13 protein-coding genes and 1 pseudogene are annotated in these 20,242 nt (G+C 44.4%); 11 read left to right on the forward strand and 3 right to left on the reverse strand.

The features are described from left to right. The first annotated feature begins 4 nt into the window (after positions 1–4). From GVK91_RS25970 to nagA, 9 genes and pseudogenes are all read left to right on the forward strand, one after another. Positions 5–1,654 (forward strand): FAD-dependent oxidoreductase, encoded by a 1,650-nt coding sequence (locus tag GVK91_RS25970; RefSeq protein WP_159732272.1) that lies wholly within the window; start codon positions 5–7, stop codon positions 1,652–1,654. Between the two features lie 47 nt (positions 1,655–1,701). Next, positions 1,702–3,525: pseudogene (locus GVK91_RS25975) on the forward strand (carbon starvation protein A). Positions 3,526–3,743: 218 nt separating this feature from the next. Continuing rightward, the gene (locus GVK91_RS25980) at positions 3,744–6,827 is read left to right on the forward strand and encodes a SusC/RagA family TonB-linked outer membrane protein (RefSeq protein WP_159732275.1); all 3,084 of its coding nucleotides are present in this window, start codon (positions 3,744–3,746) and stop codon (positions 6,825–6,827) included. Positions 6,828–6,838: 11 nt separating this feature from the next. Then, positions 6,839–8,386, forward strand: coding sequence for a SusD/RagB family nutrient-binding outer membrane lipoprotein (locus tag GVK91_RS25985; RefSeq protein ID WP_159732278.1), 1,548 nt, complete (start codon positions 6,839–6,841; stop codon positions 8,384–8,386). 15 nt (positions 8,387–8,401) lie between these two features. Further along, the gene (locus GVK91_RS25990; RefSeq protein WP_159732281.1) at positions 8,402–10,438 is read left to right on the forward strand and encodes a S9 family peptidase; all 2,037 of its coding nucleotides are present in this window, start codon (positions 8,402–8,404) and stop codon (positions 10,436–10,438) included. A gap of 5 nt (positions 10,439–10,443) precedes the next feature. Next, positions 10,444–11,865: a Gfo/Idh/MocA family protein gene (locus GVK91_RS25995; RefSeq protein ID WP_159732284.1), complete on the forward strand. Its 1,422-nt coding sequence runs from the start codon at positions 10,444–10,446 to the stop codon at positions 11,863–11,865. Positions 11,866–11,903: 38 nt separating this feature from the next. Further along, positions 11,904–12,638 (forward strand): glucosamine-6-phosphate deaminase, encoded by a 735-nt coding sequence (locus GVK91_RS26000; protein WP_200845709.1) that lies wholly within the window; start codon positions 11,904–11,906, stop codon positions 12,636–12,638. 9 nt (positions 12,639–12,647) lie between these two features. Further along, entirely contained in the window at positions 12,648–13,967 is a 1,320-nt protein-coding gene (locus GVK91_RS26005; RefSeq protein ID WP_159732287.1) for a sugar MFS transporter, read from the forward strand. 1 nt (position 13,968) lies between these two features. Beyond that, a complete protein-coding gene (nagA, locus tag GVK91_RS26010; RefSeq protein WP_153845565.1) occupies positions 13,969–15,168 on the forward strand; it encodes an N-acetylglucosamine-6-phosphate deacetylase in 1,200 nt (399 codons plus the stop codon). 6 nt (positions 15,169–15,174) lie between these two features. On the opposite strand, the gene GVK91_RS26015 is transcribed toward nagA, so the two are convergent. Both GVK91_RS26015 and GVK91_RS26020 read right to left on the reverse strand, forming a co-directional pair. Next, positions 15,175–16,191, reverse strand: coding sequence for a LacI family DNA-binding transcriptional regulator (locus GVK91_RS26015; RefSeq protein WP_153845566.1), 1,017 nt, complete (start codon positions 16,189–16,191; stop codon positions 15,175–15,177). Positions 16,192–16,330: 139 nt separating this feature from the next. Further along, positions 16,331–17,107 carry an AraC family transcriptional regulator gene (locus GVK91_RS26020; protein WP_153845567.1) on the reverse strand — a complete coding sequence of 259 codons (777 nt, stop codon included), beginning with the start codon at positions 17,105–17,107 and terminating at the stop codon, positions 16,331–16,333. Positions 17,108–17,188: 81 nt separating this feature from the next. On the opposite strand from GVK91_RS26020, the gene GVK91_RS26025 reads away from it, so the two are divergent. Together GVK91_RS26025 and GVK91_RS26030 are read left to right on the forward strand one after the other, a co-directional pair. Beyond that, a complete protein-coding gene (locus tag GVK91_RS26025) occupies positions 17,189–18,322 on the forward strand; it encodes a 2-isopropylmalate synthase (protein WP_153845568.1) in 1,134 nt (377 codons plus the stop codon). Between the two features lie 230 nt (positions 18,323–18,552). Then, a complete protein-coding gene (locus GVK91_RS26030) occupies positions 18,553–19,107 on the forward strand; it encodes a DUF4468 domain-containing protein (protein ID WP_159732290.1) in 555 nt (184 codons plus the stop codon). 406 nt (positions 19,108–19,513) lie between these two features. Here the strand turns inward: GVK91_RS26030 and GVK91_RS26035 are convergent, their stop codons facing one another. Further along, positions 19,514–20,212, reverse strand: coding sequence for a DJ-1/PfpI family protein (locus tag GVK91_RS26035; protein WP_235032999.1), 699 nt, complete (start codon positions 20,210–20,212; stop codon positions 19,514–19,516). Positions 20,213–20,242: the final 30 nt, after the last annotated feature.

Consider the following 20,242-nt stretch of genomic DNA (forward strand, 5'->3'; position numbering starts at 1 on the left):
ACGTATGAAAAAGATAAAAATAGGTTTAAAATTAGCACTTGTTTTCGCTTTTATGCAGGTCGAAGCACAGCACGTAGCCAAAAAGGTAGATGTCGTGATTTACGGCGGTACCCCGGCAGCGATTACAGCTGCATTGGAGGTAAAGCAGGCCGGCAAGTCTGTTGTCGTCTTATCGCCCGATCGACATTTAGGAGGCCTGAGTTCTGGAGGGCTCGGCTTTACAGACACGGGCAATAAAGCCGTTATCGGTGGCTTTGCCAAAAAATTCTATCAGGACGTATACGATCATTATTCGCAGGGATCGAGCTGGAATTGGCAATCGAGGGCTTCATTTGGCAATCGAGGGCAGGGCACTGTGGCAATGGATAGTGAGCATGGGACGATGTGGATCTTCGAACCCCATGTCGCCGAGGGTATTTTTGATACATGGGTGCGGGATTATCAGATTGATGTGGTGCGCGAGGCCTATTTAGATCGGCAGGAAAGTGCCATTAAAAAAGAAGGTACAGCCATCAAATCGATTAAGACCTTAGACGGAACAGTGTACGAGGCGAAGATATTTATTGATGCCACCTATGAAGGCGATCTGATGGCGCTGGCCAAAGTAAGCTATACGATCGGGCGGGAGGCCAATAAGACTTATGGGGAGCGGTGGAACGGTGTGCAGACCGGAGTCTTTCAGCACCGGCATCACTTTATCGCGAAGATCAGCCCCTATAAACGCGAGGGAGACACCAACAGTGGACTGGTATTCGGCGTTTCTGCAGAAGATCCCGGGCAATATGGCACAGCAGATCAGAAGCTGCAGGCCTATTGCTTCCGCATGTGCCTGACCAATGATGCCCGCAATCGGAAGCCCTTCGCCCAACCTCGCGATTACGATCCACAACATTACGTTTTACTACAACGTTTATTTCGTGCCGGTTGGGACGAAGCCTTTCAAAAATTTGATCTGGTGCCCAACCATAAAACCGATGCCAACAACCATGGTCCGTTCAGCACCGATTTTATCGGGATGAACTATAACTATCCCGAAGCGAGTTATGCCGAGCGAAAATCCATTATCGAGGCCCATCATCATTATCAGCAGGGTCTATATTACTTTATGGCAAATGATCCCACTGTTCCCTTCGCAATAAGGACAAGGATGGCCGAATGGGGGGTGGCAAAAGACGAATTTAAGGATAACGATAACTGGCCTTTTCAGCTGTATATCCGCGAAGCAAGGCGGATGATAGGGCAGTATGTGACGACTGAGCATAATATTCTAGGAAAGTGCAGGGTAGAAGATCCGATCGGCATGGGTTCGTATACGTTGGACTCCCACAATGTACAACGCTATGTGACCAAAGAAGGGTATGTTCAAAATGAAGGCGATATTGGCGTTCAGGTACCCAAGCCTTATGCCATTTCCTATGGATCAATCATCCCGAAGAGCGATGAATGTACAAATTTGCTAGTCCCTGTCTGCGTATCCAGCTCACATATTGCCTTTGGTTCCATTCGTATGGAACCCGTATTTATGGTGTTGGGGCAGAGTGCTGGTGCCGCTGCAGTCCTAGCGATTGATAATGATCATGTTGTGCAGCATGTCGACTACGGGCTATTAAAAAAGCAACTGTTGAAAGTAGGACAAGTATTGGAGCAAAAATAATATATGGTGCTAGCATTAGACTTAGATATATGATGGATTTAGCTAATATGAATGCCCTCACACTGGTTTTTGCGTCGATTTTGATATTTGCGCTCGCATACCGCTTTTACGGAATTTTTATGGCGCAGAAAGTGCTACGGCTCAATGATGCGGTAGCGACTCCAGCGGTCGAGTTTGCTGATGGGCATGATTACGTTAAGACGGATCGTAAGGTCTTGTTTGGGCATCATTTTGCCGCAATAGCAGCGGCAGGACCATTGGTCGGCCCGGTGCTGGCGGCACAGTTTGGTTATCTTCCAGGGGTACTCTGGATTTTGATCGGCTGTGTCTTGGGCGGTGGTGTTCATGATATGGTTGTCCTGTTTGCTTCTGTACGGCACAAAGGGCAAAGTCTTGCTACCATTGCGTCCAAGGAGATCGGCCGCGTTGTTGGTGGGATAGCCGGTATAGCCGTTCTGTTTATTCTAATCCTGACCTTGGCCGGACTGTCACTGGCCTGCATCAGTGCCATGCACGAAGCCCCATGGTCCCTGTTTACTATTATTCTGACCATGCCAATTGCGATATTTATGGGACTCTTGATGCGGTATAAAACAGGATCTGTAACGTTGGCAAGTGTATTGGGGGGTATTTTATTGATTGTTGGCATCATAGCAGGGCATCGTTTGATGGAGATTCCGGGCGTACATAACCTGTTCGACTGGGATGTCAAGACCATTTCAATCGCGATTGCTGTTTACGGATTTTTAGCATCAGTCTTACCCATCTGGCTGCTTCTGGTGCCACGTGATTACCTTTCCACCTATCTCAAGATCGGTACGATCCTGATGCTGGCCATAGGCATTGTCTTTGTGCATCCGACCATACAGATGCCAGCGCTGACCGATTTTATCCATGGAGGTGGGCCAGTGATCGGCGGACCTGTGCTGCCATTTATCTTTATCGTGATCGCTTGCGGTGCAATTTCGGGTTTCCATGCGATTATCGCGACCGGAACGACGCCTAAGATGCTGGGCACCGAAAGGGAGATTCTTTTTGTAGGGTATGGTGCAATGCTGGTGGAGGGATTTGTCGCTTTAATGGCATTGATCGCTGCCTGTACCTTACTGCCGGGCGACTATTTTGCGATCAACACACCAGTCGGTGACTACGCAGGATTTTTGGCACAACATCCCGAATTAAAAGCGGTAGATTTGCAGCATTTTTCAGATCGTATAGGAGTAGACCTCCACGGCCGTACCGGGGGCGCCGTGTCCTTGGCTGTCGGGATGGCCCATATTTTTGATAAGGTTCCCTTTATGGACAATGTGATGGCTTATTGGTATAATTTTGCCATAGTGTTTGAAGCCGTGTTTATCCTTACAGCTATCGATGCTGGTACACGAGTTGGACGATTCTTTTTGCAGGAAATGCTGGGTGGTGTTTTTCCCGCTTTTAAAGACAAGGATTGGAAACCCGGCGTTTGGTTATGTAGCGCTATTTTCACTTTTTCATGAGGCTATCTTGTTTTTACGGGAAATGTAAGCAGTATCTGGCCGCTATTTGGAATCAGCAACCAGCTGTTAGCTGCCTGTGGGCTTATTGTTTGTACGACGATGCTTATTCGGATGAATCGGGGGAAATATGCCTTAATTACGGCAATTCCGGGCGTATTTATGGCTGGAATTACCTTTTGGGCGGGCTATCTACAGGTCATTGATATTTATTTGCCCAAAGGACAGCTGCTATTAGCGTTCTTAGCGATCTTGGCCATGTTGTTGATGCTGCTTGTCTTTATAGGCACGTTCCGAAAATGGTATCAGTTGTTTAAAATTGAGGCTAAATTTACCGACCAAAATGGAGAATCTGTAAAGGAATTGGTTGATCGTTAAGCGGAAATTTCAAACTTCCTAAAATTATATTGTAAGTTTTTTGATGGGAAATGTGTTCCTAATTAAGTGCCATGTTGGGTGCTACAGGGACTGTGATTTTCGATAACGTTACCGCTACTTTATCCGGTGAAAGTGTTGGATTTTTAGGCTTTTAGGTTTTTCTTTGGATTATAACGCAATTGAATAAACTAAAAATCTTAACCCTAAATGGATAAATTATGATAGTTCGTATCCACAGTAATCCAACATTTTCAGTAGGCACGATGCTGAGCTGTCTTTTCCTTTGGACAGGTCTCGCTACGGCACAGACTACAACAATACAGGGACGTGTCACCAATGCTACCGATCATGCCGCATTGGAAGGTGTAACGATCACTAATCTGAGTATGCCTGTTGCAGCACGGACAGACAATCAGGGGAATTTTAATATCAGAGCGAATGCAGGGGATAGGCTCAAAGTTTCGTTGCTGGGTTTTAAGACACTCGAAATTGCTGTTCCCTCAACAGGTAATCTCCATATAGCTCTTAAGGAAGAAAGTCAACAGATTGATGAGGTGGTGGTTACCGCGTTGGGTATCAAACGTCAGACCAGGGGGCTGACCTATGCGACACAACAGCTGGATGGAAGTGCAGTCAATGATGCCCGCGACAACAGTGGCAACGTAATGAGTAGTCTGACGGGTAAAGTCGCTGGTGCTGTCGTGACTACAGCGGCTACGGGACCCGGTGCCTCCGCCAAAGTGGTTTTGCGGGGCAACAAGTCCATCTCCGGTAATAACAATGCGTTAATCGTGGTGGATGGTATACCTTATGATAATTCCAGTGCACAACAAGCTACCGGAACAACCTACAATTATGGGACGAGCGATGGCGCTGCGAATATCAACCCGGACGATATAGAATCCATCAATGTGCTCAAAGGCCCTTCGGCTGCTGCGCTATACGGTAGCAGGGCCGCAAATGGTGCCATATTGATTACAACTAAACAAGGTAAGGCTGGTCGGTATAATATTGATTACAATGGTAGTGCATCCTTGGATCAGGTCAACTTGCTCAGTAAATTCCAGAATACCTACGGGCGGGGAAATGGAGGTGTCAGTGGTACGAATGTCGGTGAGAGCTGGGGACCACAAGGGCAAACCTATAAAAATAATGTCCGCGATTTCTTTGAAAATGCGACCTCCTTCAACAATAGCATTAGCACCTATGGAGGGACGGAAAAAGTGCAGGGTTATGTTTCTTATACAAACAATAAAATCGGAGGCATTATTCCTGGCAATGACTTGAAACGTAATAACTTGAATCTTCGCGTAAATACGGAACTGATCCCAAAACTAAAAACAGATGTAAAACTCAATTACGTTAACCAGCAGATCGACAATCGTCCGCGTTTAGGCGATATGGGAATCCCCGTGGAAGTGTACGTGATGCCGCGGGATATGGATGAGTCTGAACTTAAAGACTTTGAGGATATTGATCCGGTTACCGGTGAGCCGCAGCGGAAGTACTGGTCCGGTTCTGCTGTATACGACAATCCGTATTGGAGTACCAACCGCACCTCGGTCAATGAAGTGCGCGATCGCATTACCGCATTGGGTTCGGCAACCTATCAATTGACGGATTGGCTAAATGTAATGGGAAGGTTAAGTTATGATAAATACATCGATAAGACAACAGGGGCCTTCTACGCAGGTACTGTTTCTCTTGGCGATGTGCGTCCTGGAGGTAAATATTATGAAACCCATGCGCGCTATCAGGAACGCAACTTTGATTTGTTGTTCAATGGAAATAATATACTTAACGAGGCGGTCAAAATTAGCTATAATGTTGGTGCAAGTTCCTTAAATCGGGAGTACAGTAGCTTTCAGAATATGGCCAATGGCCTGTCCGTACCGAATGAGTTTAGCCTAACGATGGCTACCACGCCAGAATTTCTACTGATCAATGGTTACCAACGACGTCTAAATTCGGTCTATGGAAGTGCACAGCTGGCCTTTTTTGATCATACCTTTCTCGATATGACGGCACGCAACGACTGGACCTCAACCTTAAAATCTCCACACAGTTATTTCTATCCCTCAATCGGTGTATCTACTATTTTCAATGAATGGCTCAAGTTGCCAAGCTGGATCAGTTATGGAAAACTAAGGGCTTCCTATACGCAGGTCGGTAACGATGCGAATCCCTATCTGCTTCAACAATTGTATTCTTTTGGGCTAGGTGCGGGAAAAGGATTTATCTCTCGTTCACCAATAAAGGCAATCCCAGAATTGAAACCTGAGTTGACCAAATCCTATGAAGCGGGACTGGATATGAAATTCTTTGCCAACAGATTAGGATTTGATCTGACGATGTACAAAAGTAATACAGTTAATCAGCTTTTGTTTCTTGGATTGCCAATGGCAAGCGGTTTTAGCAGGCAATACATCAATGCGGGAAATATAGCAAATAAGGGAATTGAGGTCCAATTAACTGCGTCGCCTATAAAAAAAGAATACCTAGAATGGCAGACCACTTTCAATTTTGCAGCCAATACCAATAAAGTGATTGAACTGCACGAACGGACAAAACGAGCAACGATTACCGAAAATACCAAATATGCCTCAGTTGTCGTCAATGAAGGAGAGAAATACGGTGATCTTTACGGTTATAAATGGAAAACGGATGCGGCGACAGGGAAATATGTGGTTGACGACAGCGGGTTGCCAGTGGTAGAAGCGAATCAAAAATTGGGAAATTTTAACCCTAAGGCCTTATTGGGTTGGTCAAATTCGGTCCGCTATAAGAATTTTACGGTCAATGCCTTGATTGATACACGTATTGGTGGTGAGATCGTATCGGGTACCTCAGCTTATCTAGCGGCTTTCGGAGTAGCGGATTATACCGCAGATTACCGGGAAGGGGGGCTTGTGCTGGATGCGGTGGACGTGAGCGGCGCGGCTAATACCAAGGCTATCACTGCTCAGCAGCTTTGGACCCGTGTATCGCAGAACGGACGCGATGCCTGGGGAGAATTCTTTACCTATGATATGACCAATGTCCGCTTACGTGAACTATCTGTCAGTTATAAATTTAACTTAAAAAATACCGCTGCGATCAAAAGTGCACAGCTCATGCTGACAGGCCGTAACCTATTTTTCTTTTATCGAGGGAAATCCAAATTGGATATTCCGGGAATAGGCAAAACAGACAACCCCATAGATCCTGAGGCGGCATTGGGAGCAGGTAATTTTCAGGGAATTGAAGTGGGGTTGCCGCCTGCTGTCCGTTCCTTTGGACTGAATGTTAAGTTAACTTTTTAAATCCTTGAACAATGAATAAAAGTACCCTATTTACTTCGCTATTAGTACTAAGCTTGTTGTCCTGTACCAAGGACTTTCAGGATATCAATACCGATCCCAACAATATCATGGTGATCACACAGCGTGAATTGCCCTTTATGTTTGCCAAGGCACAGTCTTCGGCTGCAATGAATAGATCTTTTTATCAAACAGTGCAAAACCTGGGGCCGGATCTATATGCCCAATACTTTGCACTTACTACGAATTCCTTTAGTACGGACCGTTATCTGCTTACTCCAGATTGGCAGCGCCGGTTTTGGACAGTTATTTATGTTGATACCGCACCACAGCTCAAAAGCATTCTCGAAAATACAGAATCCAAATCAGGTGAGGCCGCATTGGCCAATATCATGTGGGTATATGCCTTTCATCGGCTAACAGATCAATTTGGACCGATCCCTTATTTTGGTGCTGCCGAGGCCAACGATGTTATTCCTTATGACTCCATGGATAAGATCTATGCAGATTTCTTTGAAAAATTGACTACAGCGGTAGCCAATCTGAAGGCCTTGCCAGCGGGAACGAAAATCTTTCAGGGATACGACCTGATCTTCGATGGAAACACCGAAAACTGGATCAGATTTGCTAATTCGCTCCGCTTGCGGTTGGCCTTGCGTATCGCTAAGGTATATGCAAATCAAGCAAAAGTCGAAGCAGAAGCAGCTGTTGCTGCCGGTCTGATGTCTAGCAATACGCACAATGCCAGTATGCTCAAATCCCTTTCTGGAAATGATACCAATGGATTGGCACAAGTTGCCGTATGGAACGAATTTTCAATGAGTTCCACTATTGCTTCATACCTAAAAGGTTATGCCGATCCACGTTTAGGCATTTATTTTCAACCCAGTTATATTGGAAAAACATTCAATAGTGTGCGAAATGGTGCTACGGCCACGGATCTAGGGAACGTACGTAATCAGTCAGGCTCCAATTCCAATGTGGGCACCTATTGGGTACGTTACAATGGCGTGGCTATTGAAGGAAATTTTACCCAGAATTTCCATGTGATGTGTGCTGCAGAATCTTTTTTCTTACGAGCCGAAGGGGCATTGAATGGCTGGAATATGGGTGGTGAGGCTAAGCAGCTGTACGAGGAAGGCATCAAAACGAGTATGGAACAATGGGGCGTTACAGATGCGACGCAGATCAGTAATTATATCGCATCAAACCATGAGCCTGTCGCTCCCGGCGATTATCATAATTCGCCAGCTGTAGCGAGTATCCCCGTCAAATGGGCAACAACCGTGGCCGAACAGCGTGAACAGATCGGCGTACAGAAGTGGTTAGCGATCTATCCCAATGGTATGGAGGCTTGGGCAGAATATAGGCGTACAGGATTCCCAAAAATGTATTCATTGATCCACTCCGACAACCCAGACCTGCCTATTGGGACATTTATTAAAAGATTGCCTTATCCACTGACCGAGGCGACAGACAATCTTGTTGAACTGAGCAAAGGACGTGCACTGCTTGGCGGTACAGACAATGCGGCAACCAAACTCTGGTGGGATGTGGACTAAATTGGGTAAATTACAATGATAGACTTCAAGATCTGTTTAGTTTCTTTCGGTATACTTATGGGATTAAATTCGAGCATTCAAGCACAACAACAACAACAACGACGAGCGGCGTTGCCCAGCGTATTGGCCATACCTGCTGAGATAGACCCGATAAAGGTTATGGTGGAAGATCAAGCGGAACAGCTTATCGGGGCTTTGGATTGCGAGAAAGCTGCAAATCCGCAAGATATGAACAAGTTGGTCAGAAAAAACCTGAAACTGGACGGATATGCTATTCCGCCGCTGGACATGCAGCTAATTTCGTCAATTGAGCAGGACAACTATACCGTTCACAGCCTGATCTTTCAGAGCTTGCCTGGGCTATATGTTCCTGCAAGTTTATATGTGCCAAAAGGCAACGGACCATTTCCGGCGATACTCAATAGCCACGGGCATTGGCCACCGGGGCGGCGAAGTGAAATTGTTCAGCGTACGGCCCATATGTTGGCATCCAACGGCTATGTATGTCTTTGTATTGATGCCATGGGGTCGGGCGAGCGCGGACGTGAGCATGAGCATGAGTATCATGGAGCTAATCTTGGGTCGGCACTGCTCGATCTGGGGACACCTCTGATGGGTATACAGCTACTTGAAAACAGTCGTGCCATTGACCTGCTCTGTAGTTTACCTGAGGTAGATCCCGAAAGGATTGGGGCTACCGGAGCCAGTGGTGGTGGCAATCAGACGATGTGGCTCGCGGCTATGGATCCGCGGATCAAAGCGGCCGTTCCTGTAGTCAGCGTCGGAACTTTCCGCGCGTATATCATGAACAGCAATTGTGTCTGCGAACTCCATCCCAATGGGCTCCTGCATTTTGAAGAAGGACAACTGTTACAGACAATGGCTCCTAAGGCTATTAAGATTATTTCGGCACTTAAAGATGGTAACGCTGCTTTCAACGCCCATCAGATGCTCAAGTCTTTTCGTATTGCCAAGGAAGCTTTTGCGCGGCAAGGGGTACCAGAACGGATCGATTATGAGCTTTTTGATGAACCACATAGCTATACCACAGAAATGAATATAAGTATGATAAAATGGTTTGATGGGGCATTTGGAGCGACGCGCGAGAAAGGGTTGCAGTTGGACAATGTGCTTCTCTTGGATACAAATGAGCTTGCAGTACTGAAACATGGGGTTAAGCAAGAGCTGATCCTCAGTATACCGGATTTTATCAGCCGTGAATTTAGTCGGACTGAATCACGGATTGCGACATCCACACTGGATAAAATGGACTATAAAAAACAACTGCGGGCATTACTTTATACAGGCGGTACCGATAGTTTGCTGCGTGTTCAGACGTTGGAGTCGCAGCAGGGCTGGCAACGGGTTATGTTGGAGACATCGAGGCGACAGCTGATTCCGTTATTGATTAGCCCGCCTCTTACCGACTCAAATACACTACATGTCTATTTCCCCTCGATGGGTAAGCAACAGGTCGCTATGCAGGAAATTGAGGCCCTTCGCAACAAAGGTGAGGGGGTGGTGCTCATAGATCTCTTTGGGCTCGGAGAGCGCTCTTCAACTACTGCTGATAAAATCGATGGAGCGTTACCGCGCTTTCATACACTTTCGCGCTCACTGCTCTGGATGGGTCGTAGCATGATGGGGATTTGGGCGTCTGAAATTGGGCTTATCAATGCTTATCTGCAGCAAGAATATAAGTCCAGCAAGCGGACCTTGGTTGCGGACCGTGAGACGGCCATAGCAGCATTGATCAGCAATGTGCTGAATCCCTTAGAACAGGAATTACTGCTACGCGAGCTCCCCATCAGTTATCTGCCGGGCGCAACGGGAGCGCTGGATAGGTACAATATGGCGATCCATATTCCCGGTATTCTCCATTGGGGCGATATTCCAATGCTGCTTGCGCTTAATGAGCAGCGAGTCATGATCGATGGACTCTACCAGTTGGACGGTAAGCCTTGCGAAATAGCGAACAAAGAGCAATTAAAAAACAAAGTGCAGCACTATAAGAAGCAATTAAAGAACCAAGGAACACTCCTTATCAATTAAATATTATGGGAACAAATCGAAGATCATTTTTAAAACTGTCCGGGCTAGCCGGAATTGGATTGATGGCTGGCTGTGGACAGGAAAATAAGGCTTCAGCAAAGACAAATCTGGATCATATCCGGCTGGAAGCGTCAAAGAAATATACAGCTACATTTAATATGTCGGGCTACGCGGCCCCCAAAATACCAACCGTAAGGGTCGGTTTTATCGGTGTCGGCAATAGGGGATCTGCTGCAGTGGAACGTATGAGCCAGATTGAAGGTGTTGCGATCAACGGCATCTGTGATGTACGGGCTGAAAAGGCGATTGAAGCAAAGGCAAGGATGAAATCAGCGGGTCACCGCGCGGAGTTATTTACAGAAAATGCCGAGCACTGGAAAAAGATGTGTGAACAGGAGGATTATGATCTGATCTATATTGCAACCCATTGGAAGTTGCATGCCGAGATGGCGATATATGCCATGGAACACGGGAAGCATGTCGCTTTGGAGATTCCTGCAGCGATAACGGTGGAAGACTGCTGGCGACTGGTACAAACCTCCGAGAAGACCAAAAAACATTGTGTCATGCTGGAAAATTGTTGCTACGATTACTTTGAACTGCTGACCTTAAACCTAGCTAGACAAGGTTTTTTTGGAGATATTGTCCACTGCGAAGGGGCTTATATCCACGACATTCTGGAGAGTTTTTTTGATGCCGAAAAACGTTTTGATTTTTGGCGCTTAAAGGAAAATGCGACGCGCAACGGAAATCTTTATCCCACTCACGGTCTGGGACCGATCTGCCAGATTCTGAAGGTCAACCGCGGTAATAAGATGGAGTATATGAGTTCGATGTCTTCAAAAGATTTTATGCTCGGGCAGAAAGCCAAAGAAATGGCTGCGACTGATAAGCAATTTGAATCTTATATAGACAAACCCTTCCGGGGCAATATGAATATTTCCAATATCCTCACCAATAACGGCAGTACGATAATGTTACAGCATGATGTGAGTTCGCCAAGGCCTTATTCACGCCTCCATCTGATTAGTGGTACCAAGGCCTTTGCGCAGAAATATCCTCTGCCCGGCAAAATCGCTATTGGCCATGCCGATTTCTTGTCTGCTGAAGAGATGACCAAACTGGAACAGCAATATACACCGGGTATTGTAAAAAAGATCGGAGAACTGGCTAAGCAGATCGGAGGTCATGGTGGCATGGATTTTATGATGGACTGGCGCCTGATCGATTGTCTGCGCAATGGTTTACCGATGGACATGGATGTCTATGATGCCGCCAGTTGGAGTGTCATTGGCCCTTTAAGTGAATGGTCGGTCGCCAATGGTTCCCAGCCAATCGAGGTGCCTGATTTTACTGCTGGTCATTGGAAAAATAATCAGGTACATGATATTGAGCTGGCAGGTGAAAAGAGCACTGTATTATCATAAACAAACAGAACGAGAATATTATAATTAAATCAATAGACGTGAACATTAAAACTTTTAACACCCGGTTAGAGCTGGGACAACATGCAGGAGCTGCAGGAATTGAAGCTATTAATGCTGCTATTGCGGCGAGGGGAGAAGCCAACATTATTTTAGCAACCGGACAGAGCCAGTTCGAAACACTAGAAACGCTGGTGGCTACTGGCAATATCGACTGGAGCAAGGTGCGCATGTTCCACCTCGATGAATATATTGGCATGCCAATTAGCCATAAAGCCAGCTTTCGGAAATACTTAACCGAGCGTTTTATCACCCAGGTGGCGACACTGAAGGAAGTTGTACTGATTAATGGTGAAGCGGATCCAGCTGCAGAATGTGAACGTCTGCACCACAAGATTAAAGCACACCCCATCGATGTTGCCTTTGTGGGGATCGGAGAGAACGGTCATTTGGCTTTTAATGATCCTCCTGCTGATTTTGATGTAAAAGATGCTTATCTAATTGTCAATCTGGACGAGCAGTGTCGTCGGCAGCAGTTGGGAGAAGGGTGGTTTGGCTCACTCGCCGAAGTGCCGTTGCAAGCTATCAGTATGTCCATACAACAGATTCTATCAGCTCGGAAAATAATCTGCGCTGTGCCGGATGAACGTAAAGCACTTGCTGTGAAAAATTGCCTCACGCAACCTGTTTCCAATTTGAATCCAGCGAGTATCCTGCAGCAGCATGACGACTGCACCTGCTACTTGGATGCGGGATCTGCATCGCTTTTAAAATGACGGTATCTTATGACAGCATCAGCACGCGATAGGAAAACTACCTGGGTATCGATAGGCATTATTGGAACAATGTTTTTTATCTTTGGATTTGTATCCTGGATCAATGCCATTCTCATTCCATATTTTAAAATAGCCTGTGAACTGAGCAATTTTCAATCATACCTTGTCGCTTTTGCATTTTATATCTCTTATTTGCTGATGTCAATGCCTTCCTCGTATTTGCTCAAAAAAATAGGATATAAAAATGGAATTATGGTAGGCTTTTGGATTATGGCATTGGGGGCATTTTTATTTGTCCCTGCGGCCTATAATAGGGCCTATCCGATCTTTTTGATTGGTCTATTTACGTTGGGAAGTGGATTAGCCCTGTTACAGACAGTCGCCAATCTATACATTACCCTGATCGGTGAAAAGGAACGAGCAGCGCAACGGATTAGTATGATGGGCATTTGTAATAAGGGAGCAGGTATACTTGCACCCTTACTATTTTCCTATATTATTTTGCGCCCCCAGGACAATGAGCTATTTAAGCAGCTTCCACAGATGACAGAAACGGCTCGTACATTGGCTTTGGATGAATTGATCTTACGCGTGGTTGGCCCCTATACGGTGGTCGGAATTATCTTACTATTGATTGGGCTGTTTGTTAAGTTTTCTATTCTTCCCGAATTGGATCAACAACAAGATGGAGTAGGGAATGACAGTAGGGAAATCAAGAAAAGTATTTTTCAATACCCACACCTTATTCTGGGGGCTGTGGCAATATTCCTCCATGTAGGTACACAGGTTATCGCGATAGATACGATCATCAATTATGCAGGGGCGATGGGCCTCTCCCTACTGGAAGCCAAAGCACTACCTTCCTATACGCTAACGGCTACAATACTAGGCTACATGTCGGGAATTGTCTTGATTTCCAAAGTGTTCAGTCAACGCACTATGTTGCGCTTCAGTACAGTTGTTGGTCTGATTTTGTCTATCTTAGTCGTGTCGACTCATGGACATGTTTTCCTGTTTAATATGGATCTGGATATTTCTATCTGGTTTATTGTATTAATTGGGTTTCCTAATGCACTTATCTGGGCAGGCATATGGCCATTGGCGCTTGAAGGGCTCGGTCCATTGGCCAAACAAGGATCAGCACTATTAATTATGGGACTATGTGGCAATGCTTTACTTCCGCTCCTCTATGGGGTACTGGCCGATACGATCGATCCTAAATCAGCCTATTGGATATTGACGCCATGTTTTTTATACCTGTTATTTTACGCCTTTAAAGGGTATCGGATTCAGACATGGACAGGACAAACAAAAAAATCAACGAATTGATATGTGGATTATAACAAATACCAATATTATAACACCTTACCGCGTGATCGCGGATGGGACAGTATGGATTGCCGAGGGGAAAATTGTGCATATTAGCGAAGGCTATTTGGCAAAAGAAGCTGTCGAAGAAGGTTGGTCAGCTGCCCAATGGATGGATGCCGAGGGGCTGTATCTTGCACCGGGTTTTATTGATATACATGTCCATGGCGGTGGCGGCGCTGATTTTATGGATAACAGTGTGTCTGCATTTTTAACTGTTGCCGAAACGCATCTACGCCATGGTACCACTGCCATGCTGCCGACCACCTTGACCAGTGAAAGCGAGGAGCTATTGGAACTTTTCTCCGTCTATGAAGCAGCCAGAGAGCAGAATATCAAAGGAAGCCGATTTTTGGGTTTGCATCTCGAAGGTCCCTATTTTGCGATGAATCAACGGGGGGCGCAGGATCCCAAGTATATCCGTAATCCGGATCCAAAAGAATACATGCCTATACTTGAACGTTATCACCATCTCATCAGTCGATGGAGTGCGGCTCCTGAGTTGCCCGGAGCACTGGACTTTGGACGGGCTGTGCGTAGTCATGATATCTTATTGGCTCTGGCACACACCGATGCAGTGTATGAGGAGATATTACCTGCGGTCGAAGTTGGATATCGCCTGGCAACCCATTTCTACTCTGGTATGTCCGGTATGAAGCGCATTCACGCGCATCGTTATGCCGGAGTTATTGAGAGCTGTTTTCTATTGGACCAGATCGATGTGGAGATTATAGCAGATGGTGTCCATTTGCCCGAGCCTTTTCTGCGGCTAATTCATAAAGTGAAAGGCGCGGATAAAATGATCCTGATTACTGACGCAATGCGTGCAGCTGGTATGCCCGAGGGTAAAAGCGTGTTGGGAAGCTTGCGTAACGGAACTGAAGTAATCGTTGAGGAAGGGGTAGCCAAGCTGACCGATCGTTCTTCTTTTGCAGGTAGTGTGGCTACGGCAGATCGCCTTGTCCGCACCATGGTCAACAAGGGAGGCGTCAGTTTGGTAGAAGCCGTGCAGATGATGACGATCAACCCCGCAAGACTACTTGGGTTGGATCATAAGATTGGAGCAATAGCTACAGGAATGGAAGCCGATATTGTGCTTTTTGATGATAATGTGGTCATTCATCACAGTTTTGTTGCTGGTGAATTACGGTACAGTAAATAAAGACGACTAAGAGGATCGTTTGGTAGAATCCCGTTCGATTAATTTTCCAGGCAATATCATATCCTGAATTTCAAAATCCCGATTTTTTATATGACGGATGAGTAGCGCACAACTCCTTTTGCCGATCTCCATGGCAGGTTCTTCAATCGTACTTAAATTGGGTTCTACCACAGTAGCAATAGGATCATTGGTAAATCCGATGACGCCAATGTCCTGGCCTACACGGAGCCCCTGCTGCTTGATTGTCTGAATGGCACCAACGGCTTTGCGGTCATTCGCAGCGAAGATCGCATCTGGACGATCAGGGAGGGCAAGTAACTTCAACGCATCAGTGGCGCCGTGAGCCTGTGAAAAACCTGAATATACAATAAGACGCTGATCGATAGCCATATTGTGCTGCTCCAGTGCTTGCAGATAACCATTTAGCCGTTGCTGTGTGAATTGCAGATTTTCGGGGCCGGCAATATGAGCAATGCGCGTATAGCCTTGTTGGATTAGGTATTCGGTCGCCTGTAAGGCTCCCGCAAAATCATCTTGGACAACTTTGGAGGCATTTATATCTTTAGGTACACGGTCAAAGAATACGATTGGCATTCCTTTCGCCATCAATTGTTCAAAATGATCGTTTGTGGATGAATCGGAAGAGATCGAAATAAGAAGTCCATCTAGACTGCTCGTTGATAGGTTTTCCAATAGGTTCTGTTCCCGTGCGACATGATCGTTGGTGACATAGAGAATCACATTATAATCGCGTTCATAAGCTTCTTCCTGAATACCTGAAATCACCATCGAAAAATAATAATTGGTGATAAAGGGAATGACCACACCTATATTTTTTGTTGAACCGGAAGCTAAGGCGGAAGCATTTTTATTAGGCTTAAAGTTTAATTTCTTGGCGAGTGCCAGCACCTTTTTTCGGGTTTCGGGATTGACATCGTGGGTATCCCGAAAAGCCCGCGAAACTGTCGATACCGAAATTTTGAGCATCTTGGCGATATCCTTGATGCCTAAAGGATTCTTCATATTTAGATAGGGTTAACAAATTACGATACAAAATACTAAAAACTATCGAAAAATGTAGGATCTATCTTCATTCATATCTTCAGGTCATACTCGTTCGGTCTTGACGAGAATAGAGTTAATAATTATATAGTATTTATTATTATAGTCTTGCTCTATACTGCTGAGGTGACAGTCCAAAATATTCTTTGAATAGATTGGAAAAGTTAGGTACGCTTTCATACCCAATTTGATAGACAATTTCAGCGATATGCATATCCTTATTTTCCAATAATTGAAGCGCCTTTAGAAGTCGATGCTGTTTTATGAACTGGAATATGGTGATCTGCATTTCTTCCTTAAACTGTCTGAAAAGTGTTCGCTCCGAAAGAAAAAAATTAGCGCTAATCTCAGCAATTGACAATTTATTGTCGAGGTGTTGAAGGATATACGTGCATACCTGGATCATCAATTCACTTTTTGCCGGCGTGATTTGCAATAGGATCGGTTTAGCCAATAGTATGGGGAGCATAGACTTGAAGGCCTCCAAAGTAGATGTCGTAAGCGTGTCGTGGTCTTTCAGCTTCCAATGTTGCTGGCCAAAAATCAAAAAATGATTCAACAATTCATTTGATGGATACACCTTAACTTCCTCATGCATATTGTTCATATCCACAAAAATGGTTTTTAGTGACAGTTGCTGGGAACGGGAAATGAGTTTGTGTGGGACATGTGCTGGGATATATACATAGAAAGTACTTGGTACACAGAAACTGGCTTTTTCTGTATAGATAAAGAGGGTACCATTTGTTGGGCTAAGTACCTGTACTTGTTCATGAGCGTGCATTTCTGTATTGAACTGTCCATAGTTACGTAATTCAATTGTGCCATCGCGGAAGTTCTTGGCACATTGAACGAAGGGAATGTTGGATTTTGGCATTATTGAATAACAATTGTTTTATTTTCAAATATATTAAATTCTGTAGTTCGAGTACTGTTGAACTATAAAAATAAGTTGAATATGAAACAAGTTAAGATTTTCGATACTACTTTACGTGATGGAGAACAGGGACCGGGCTGCCAGCTGACACTTAATTATAAATTAGAAATTGCTGAAAAACTCGATGCAATGGGGGTAGATGTGATAGAGGCGGGGTTTCCAATAAGTTCTCCTGGAGATTTTAAAGCTGTAACAGAGGTTTGTAAACTGGTGAAAAAGGCAACAGTCTGTGCATTAGCTAGGGCCAATAGGAAAGATATTGAACAAGCCTCTTCGGCCTTGGTTAAGGCAAAGGTGGCACGGATTCAGCTCGGAATTGGAACATCGGACATTCATATTAAACATAAGTTTAATACCACTCGTGAGGTAATCTTGGCGAAAGCTTATGAAATGGTGGCTTATGCGTCGGATAAATGTGATGAAGTACAATTTTTTGCCGAAGATGCTGGCCGCGCAGACAATGATTTCTTGGTTCAAATGACCAATACGGTGGTCGAAGCGGGGGCGAAAGTTGTGAATCTTCCTGATACCAACGGTTTTTGTACACCCTTTGAGTACTTTGAAAAGATAGCCTATGTGAATCAAAATAGAAGGGAAAAAGAGAACGCAATCCTTTCTGTCCACTGTCATAATGATTTAGGTATGGCTACAGCGAATAGCATAGCTGGGCTAATGGCGGGTGCACTTCAGGTTGAAGGAACGATTAATGGTGTGGGAGAACGTGCGGGAAATGCTGCCTTAGAAGAAATTATTTTGACACTTATTGTAAAGGAAAATCTAGGGATTGCGACTGGAATTGATCCAAAATATATTGTAGAACTAAGTAGTATGGTAGAACGGGCAATGTCAAATCCTGTACAGGCCAATAAGGCCATTGTTGGGAAAAATGCTTTTGCGCATTCTTCTGGCATCCACCAAGATGGCGTGCTGAAAGACCGTAGAAACTACGAAATTATTGATCCCCAAATCATAGGAGGAAAGTTGCCTGAATTGTTTTTATCCGCAAGGAGTGGACGTGCAGCATTAAAAGATCGGTTAAAAAGTATGAAAATAGATTTCCCTGCTGAACATTTTGAAAATATCTATAACCGATTTCTTGTTTTGGCAGATCAGAAACGTTTGATTGAAGATAACGACCTCCGGAGTTTGATTTAGGTAAAAAGATCGTGTCCAGTTGTTCAGTCAAGTCCGTGGTTGCTAGTTAAATAATTCTGTTTCAGATTCTCGAGAATGAGAGGGGAAAATTCCTTTTGAGTTTATAAAAATCCAATAAGCGTTGGGGATTTACTTATTTAAATATTCGAATATATAATTTTGGCACAATATCTGTTGCCTTAGCAGCGTATATTGATGTAATAAGTTCTATTTAGATAACACACTTAATAATGATAAAGAGCCTTTCGGTTGTTTTACTGTTTTTGGTTGCAACAACATTTGCAAATGCGCAATCGATGAAATTGACTCCGAATGACTTTGTAGATGCTGCAGACGAATCGAAGAATTATATCGTTCTGAATTTTGCAGGAAAATCGCAAAGTGATTTGTACAAAGCAGTGCTGAAATTTGTAAACTCGCATTACAATAACCCAGAGAAAGTTGCGACCAAGATCGAAGATGAGCAGATTGTTATTGATGCGATGGAACAAAAAGCAACGGCTTGGGGTAGAGGTAATGCTCTTGATTTTTTTTATAAGATTACCATGGATTTTAAGGATGGACGGCTGAGGTTTGCTCCAAATTATAAATACCTTGAAAACTACAATGGAATTGAATATCCATTAGTCAAAAAAAGTAATCTTTGGGTAAAAACAGCCCTTTTCAATACCGATGGTAAAGTTAGACGAGAAGCAGCGAAGCAGGAATTGGAAAAGTTTATCAATAATTATATTAGAGCGATTACAAATAGTATAAATACGAGTAAGTCGAATGACAATTGGTAAAATAAAAACCAGATAATAAGATGAAAGAGTCTCCAATGGAGGCTTTTTTTATATGCGATCACGATATTCTAAGCCGTCTTTTGAGGTATAAATTTTCATCTTCAAGTAGTTTAAGTAAATACACTTCACTATAATAATTGAAAGGTTTCGAAGATGATTACCGAGTGCCTGGATCAGAGGTAATTTGTGTCAAGAGTAAAATTGTCCATAAAGGCCGTGTGCTTGCAAAACAGGAGATAGCCCTTTTATTAACGAAAGAATAAGCTGAAATTCAAAAATATACCTAACGTTAAATTAGAGCAAAGCCCAAATGTAGTTAATATTTGGCTCAAGCAGACATCTAGCCAAAAAGGTTCCCTTATCGGTTAATAAGGGAGCCTTTTTTGATCCGCATGGCTTCCGCTACCTATTCATTTTCCACTTTTGATTTTTCATAGGCAAGAAGTTCATCTGCGCAGAGTTTCCCGAATTTATCGGCCGCTAATGGGCTATCAGCAGTAATCAGTTTTCTGTCAACATGACAATCGCCGGCAATTTTTTTATTCAAAATTTCAATCCCAAGCTGTTTGAGTTTTTCGCCATAAAACCAGGGCATCTCGCCGGGCTGGTATCCACTTTCTGGCAAAGTCTTATCCATTTCATCAAGAAACGAATTGATCTTATATCCCTTAAAGGGAAACTCGGTGGCTCCGCAATCTGCTACGCTTAAGAGCGCTGCCGGACCATGGCAGATTGCCAATAGATATTTATCTTCCGCTACTACCCATTTGATAAGTTCTTTTACATCATTATTTTCAGGTAGTCCGAGCATTGCGCCATGCCCGCCTGGGATAAAAACGGTAACGTAATCAACATATCCCTTATTCGTGTCAGCTATAAAATCTCTCAAGTTGTGCGGGTTTGAAAATTGAGTATTATACTTGTCGAGGATTTTACCGATGTTTTCATCTTCATACGGCATAGCCCACATCTCAAATTTTACAGGAGCACCTGTTGGCGTGTAGAAGTCAACCTCAAATCCAGCCCGTTCGAAATGAAGAATGGGAACCAGTGTTTCGACCGGATGATTGCCCGTTGAAAATTTCTTTCCATTTTTCATTGTCATATACCGTTCTTCTGTGCAAAGCACAAGAAT

Origin of the sequence: Sphingobacterium sp. 18053 (assembly GCF_902706145.1) — a bacterium.
Taxonomy (GTDB): domain Bacteria; phylum Bacteroidota; class Bacteroidia; order Sphingobacteriales; family Sphingobacteriaceae; genus Sphingobacterium; species Sphingobacterium paramultivorum.

Coding starts and splice junctions, on each gene's coding strand:
- GVK91_RS25970 (WP_159732272.1), top strand. CDS start 5: ATGAAAAAGATAAAAATAGGTTTAAAATTAGCACTTGTTTTCGCTTTT.
- GVK91_RS25980 (WP_159732275.1), top strand. CDS start 3,744: ATGATAGTTCGTATCCACAGTAATCCAACATTTTCAGTAGGCACGATG.
- GVK91_RS25985 (WP_159732278.1), top strand. CDS start 6,839: ATGAATAAAAGTACCCTATTTACTTCGCTATTAGTACTAAGCTTGTTG.
- GVK91_RS25990 (WP_159732281.1), top strand. CDS start 8,402: ATGATAGACTTCAAGATCTGTTTAGTTTCTTTCGGTATACTTATGGGA.
- GVK91_RS25995 (WP_159732284.1), top strand. CDS start 10,444: ATGGGAACAAATCGAAGATCATTTTTAAAACTGTCCGGGCTAGCCGGA.
- GVK91_RS26005 (WP_159732287.1), top strand. CDS start 12,648: ATGACAGCATCAGCACGCGATAGGAAAACTACCTGGGTATCGATAGGC.
- nagA (WP_153845565.1), top strand. CDS start 13,969: ATGTGGATTATAACAAATACCAATATTATAACACCTTACCGCGTGATC.
- GVK91_RS26015 (WP_153845566.1), bottom strand. CDS start 16,191: ATGAAGAATCCTTTAGGCATCAAGGATATCGCCAAGATGCTCAAAATT.
- GVK91_RS26020 (WP_153845567.1), bottom strand. CDS start 17,107: ATGCCAAAATCCAACATTCCCTTCGTTCAATGTGCCAAGAACTTCCGC.
- GVK91_RS26025 (WP_153845568.1), top strand. CDS start 17,189: ATGAAACAAGTTAAGATTTTCGATACTACTTTACGTGATGGAGAACAG.
- GVK91_RS26030 (WP_159732290.1), top strand. CDS start 18,553: ATGATAAAGAGCCTTTCGGTTGTTTTACTGTTTTTGGTTGCAACAACA.
- GVK91_RS26035 (WP_235032999.1), bottom strand. CDS start 20,212: ATGACAATGAAAAATGGAAAGAAATTTTCAACGGGCAATCATCCGGTC.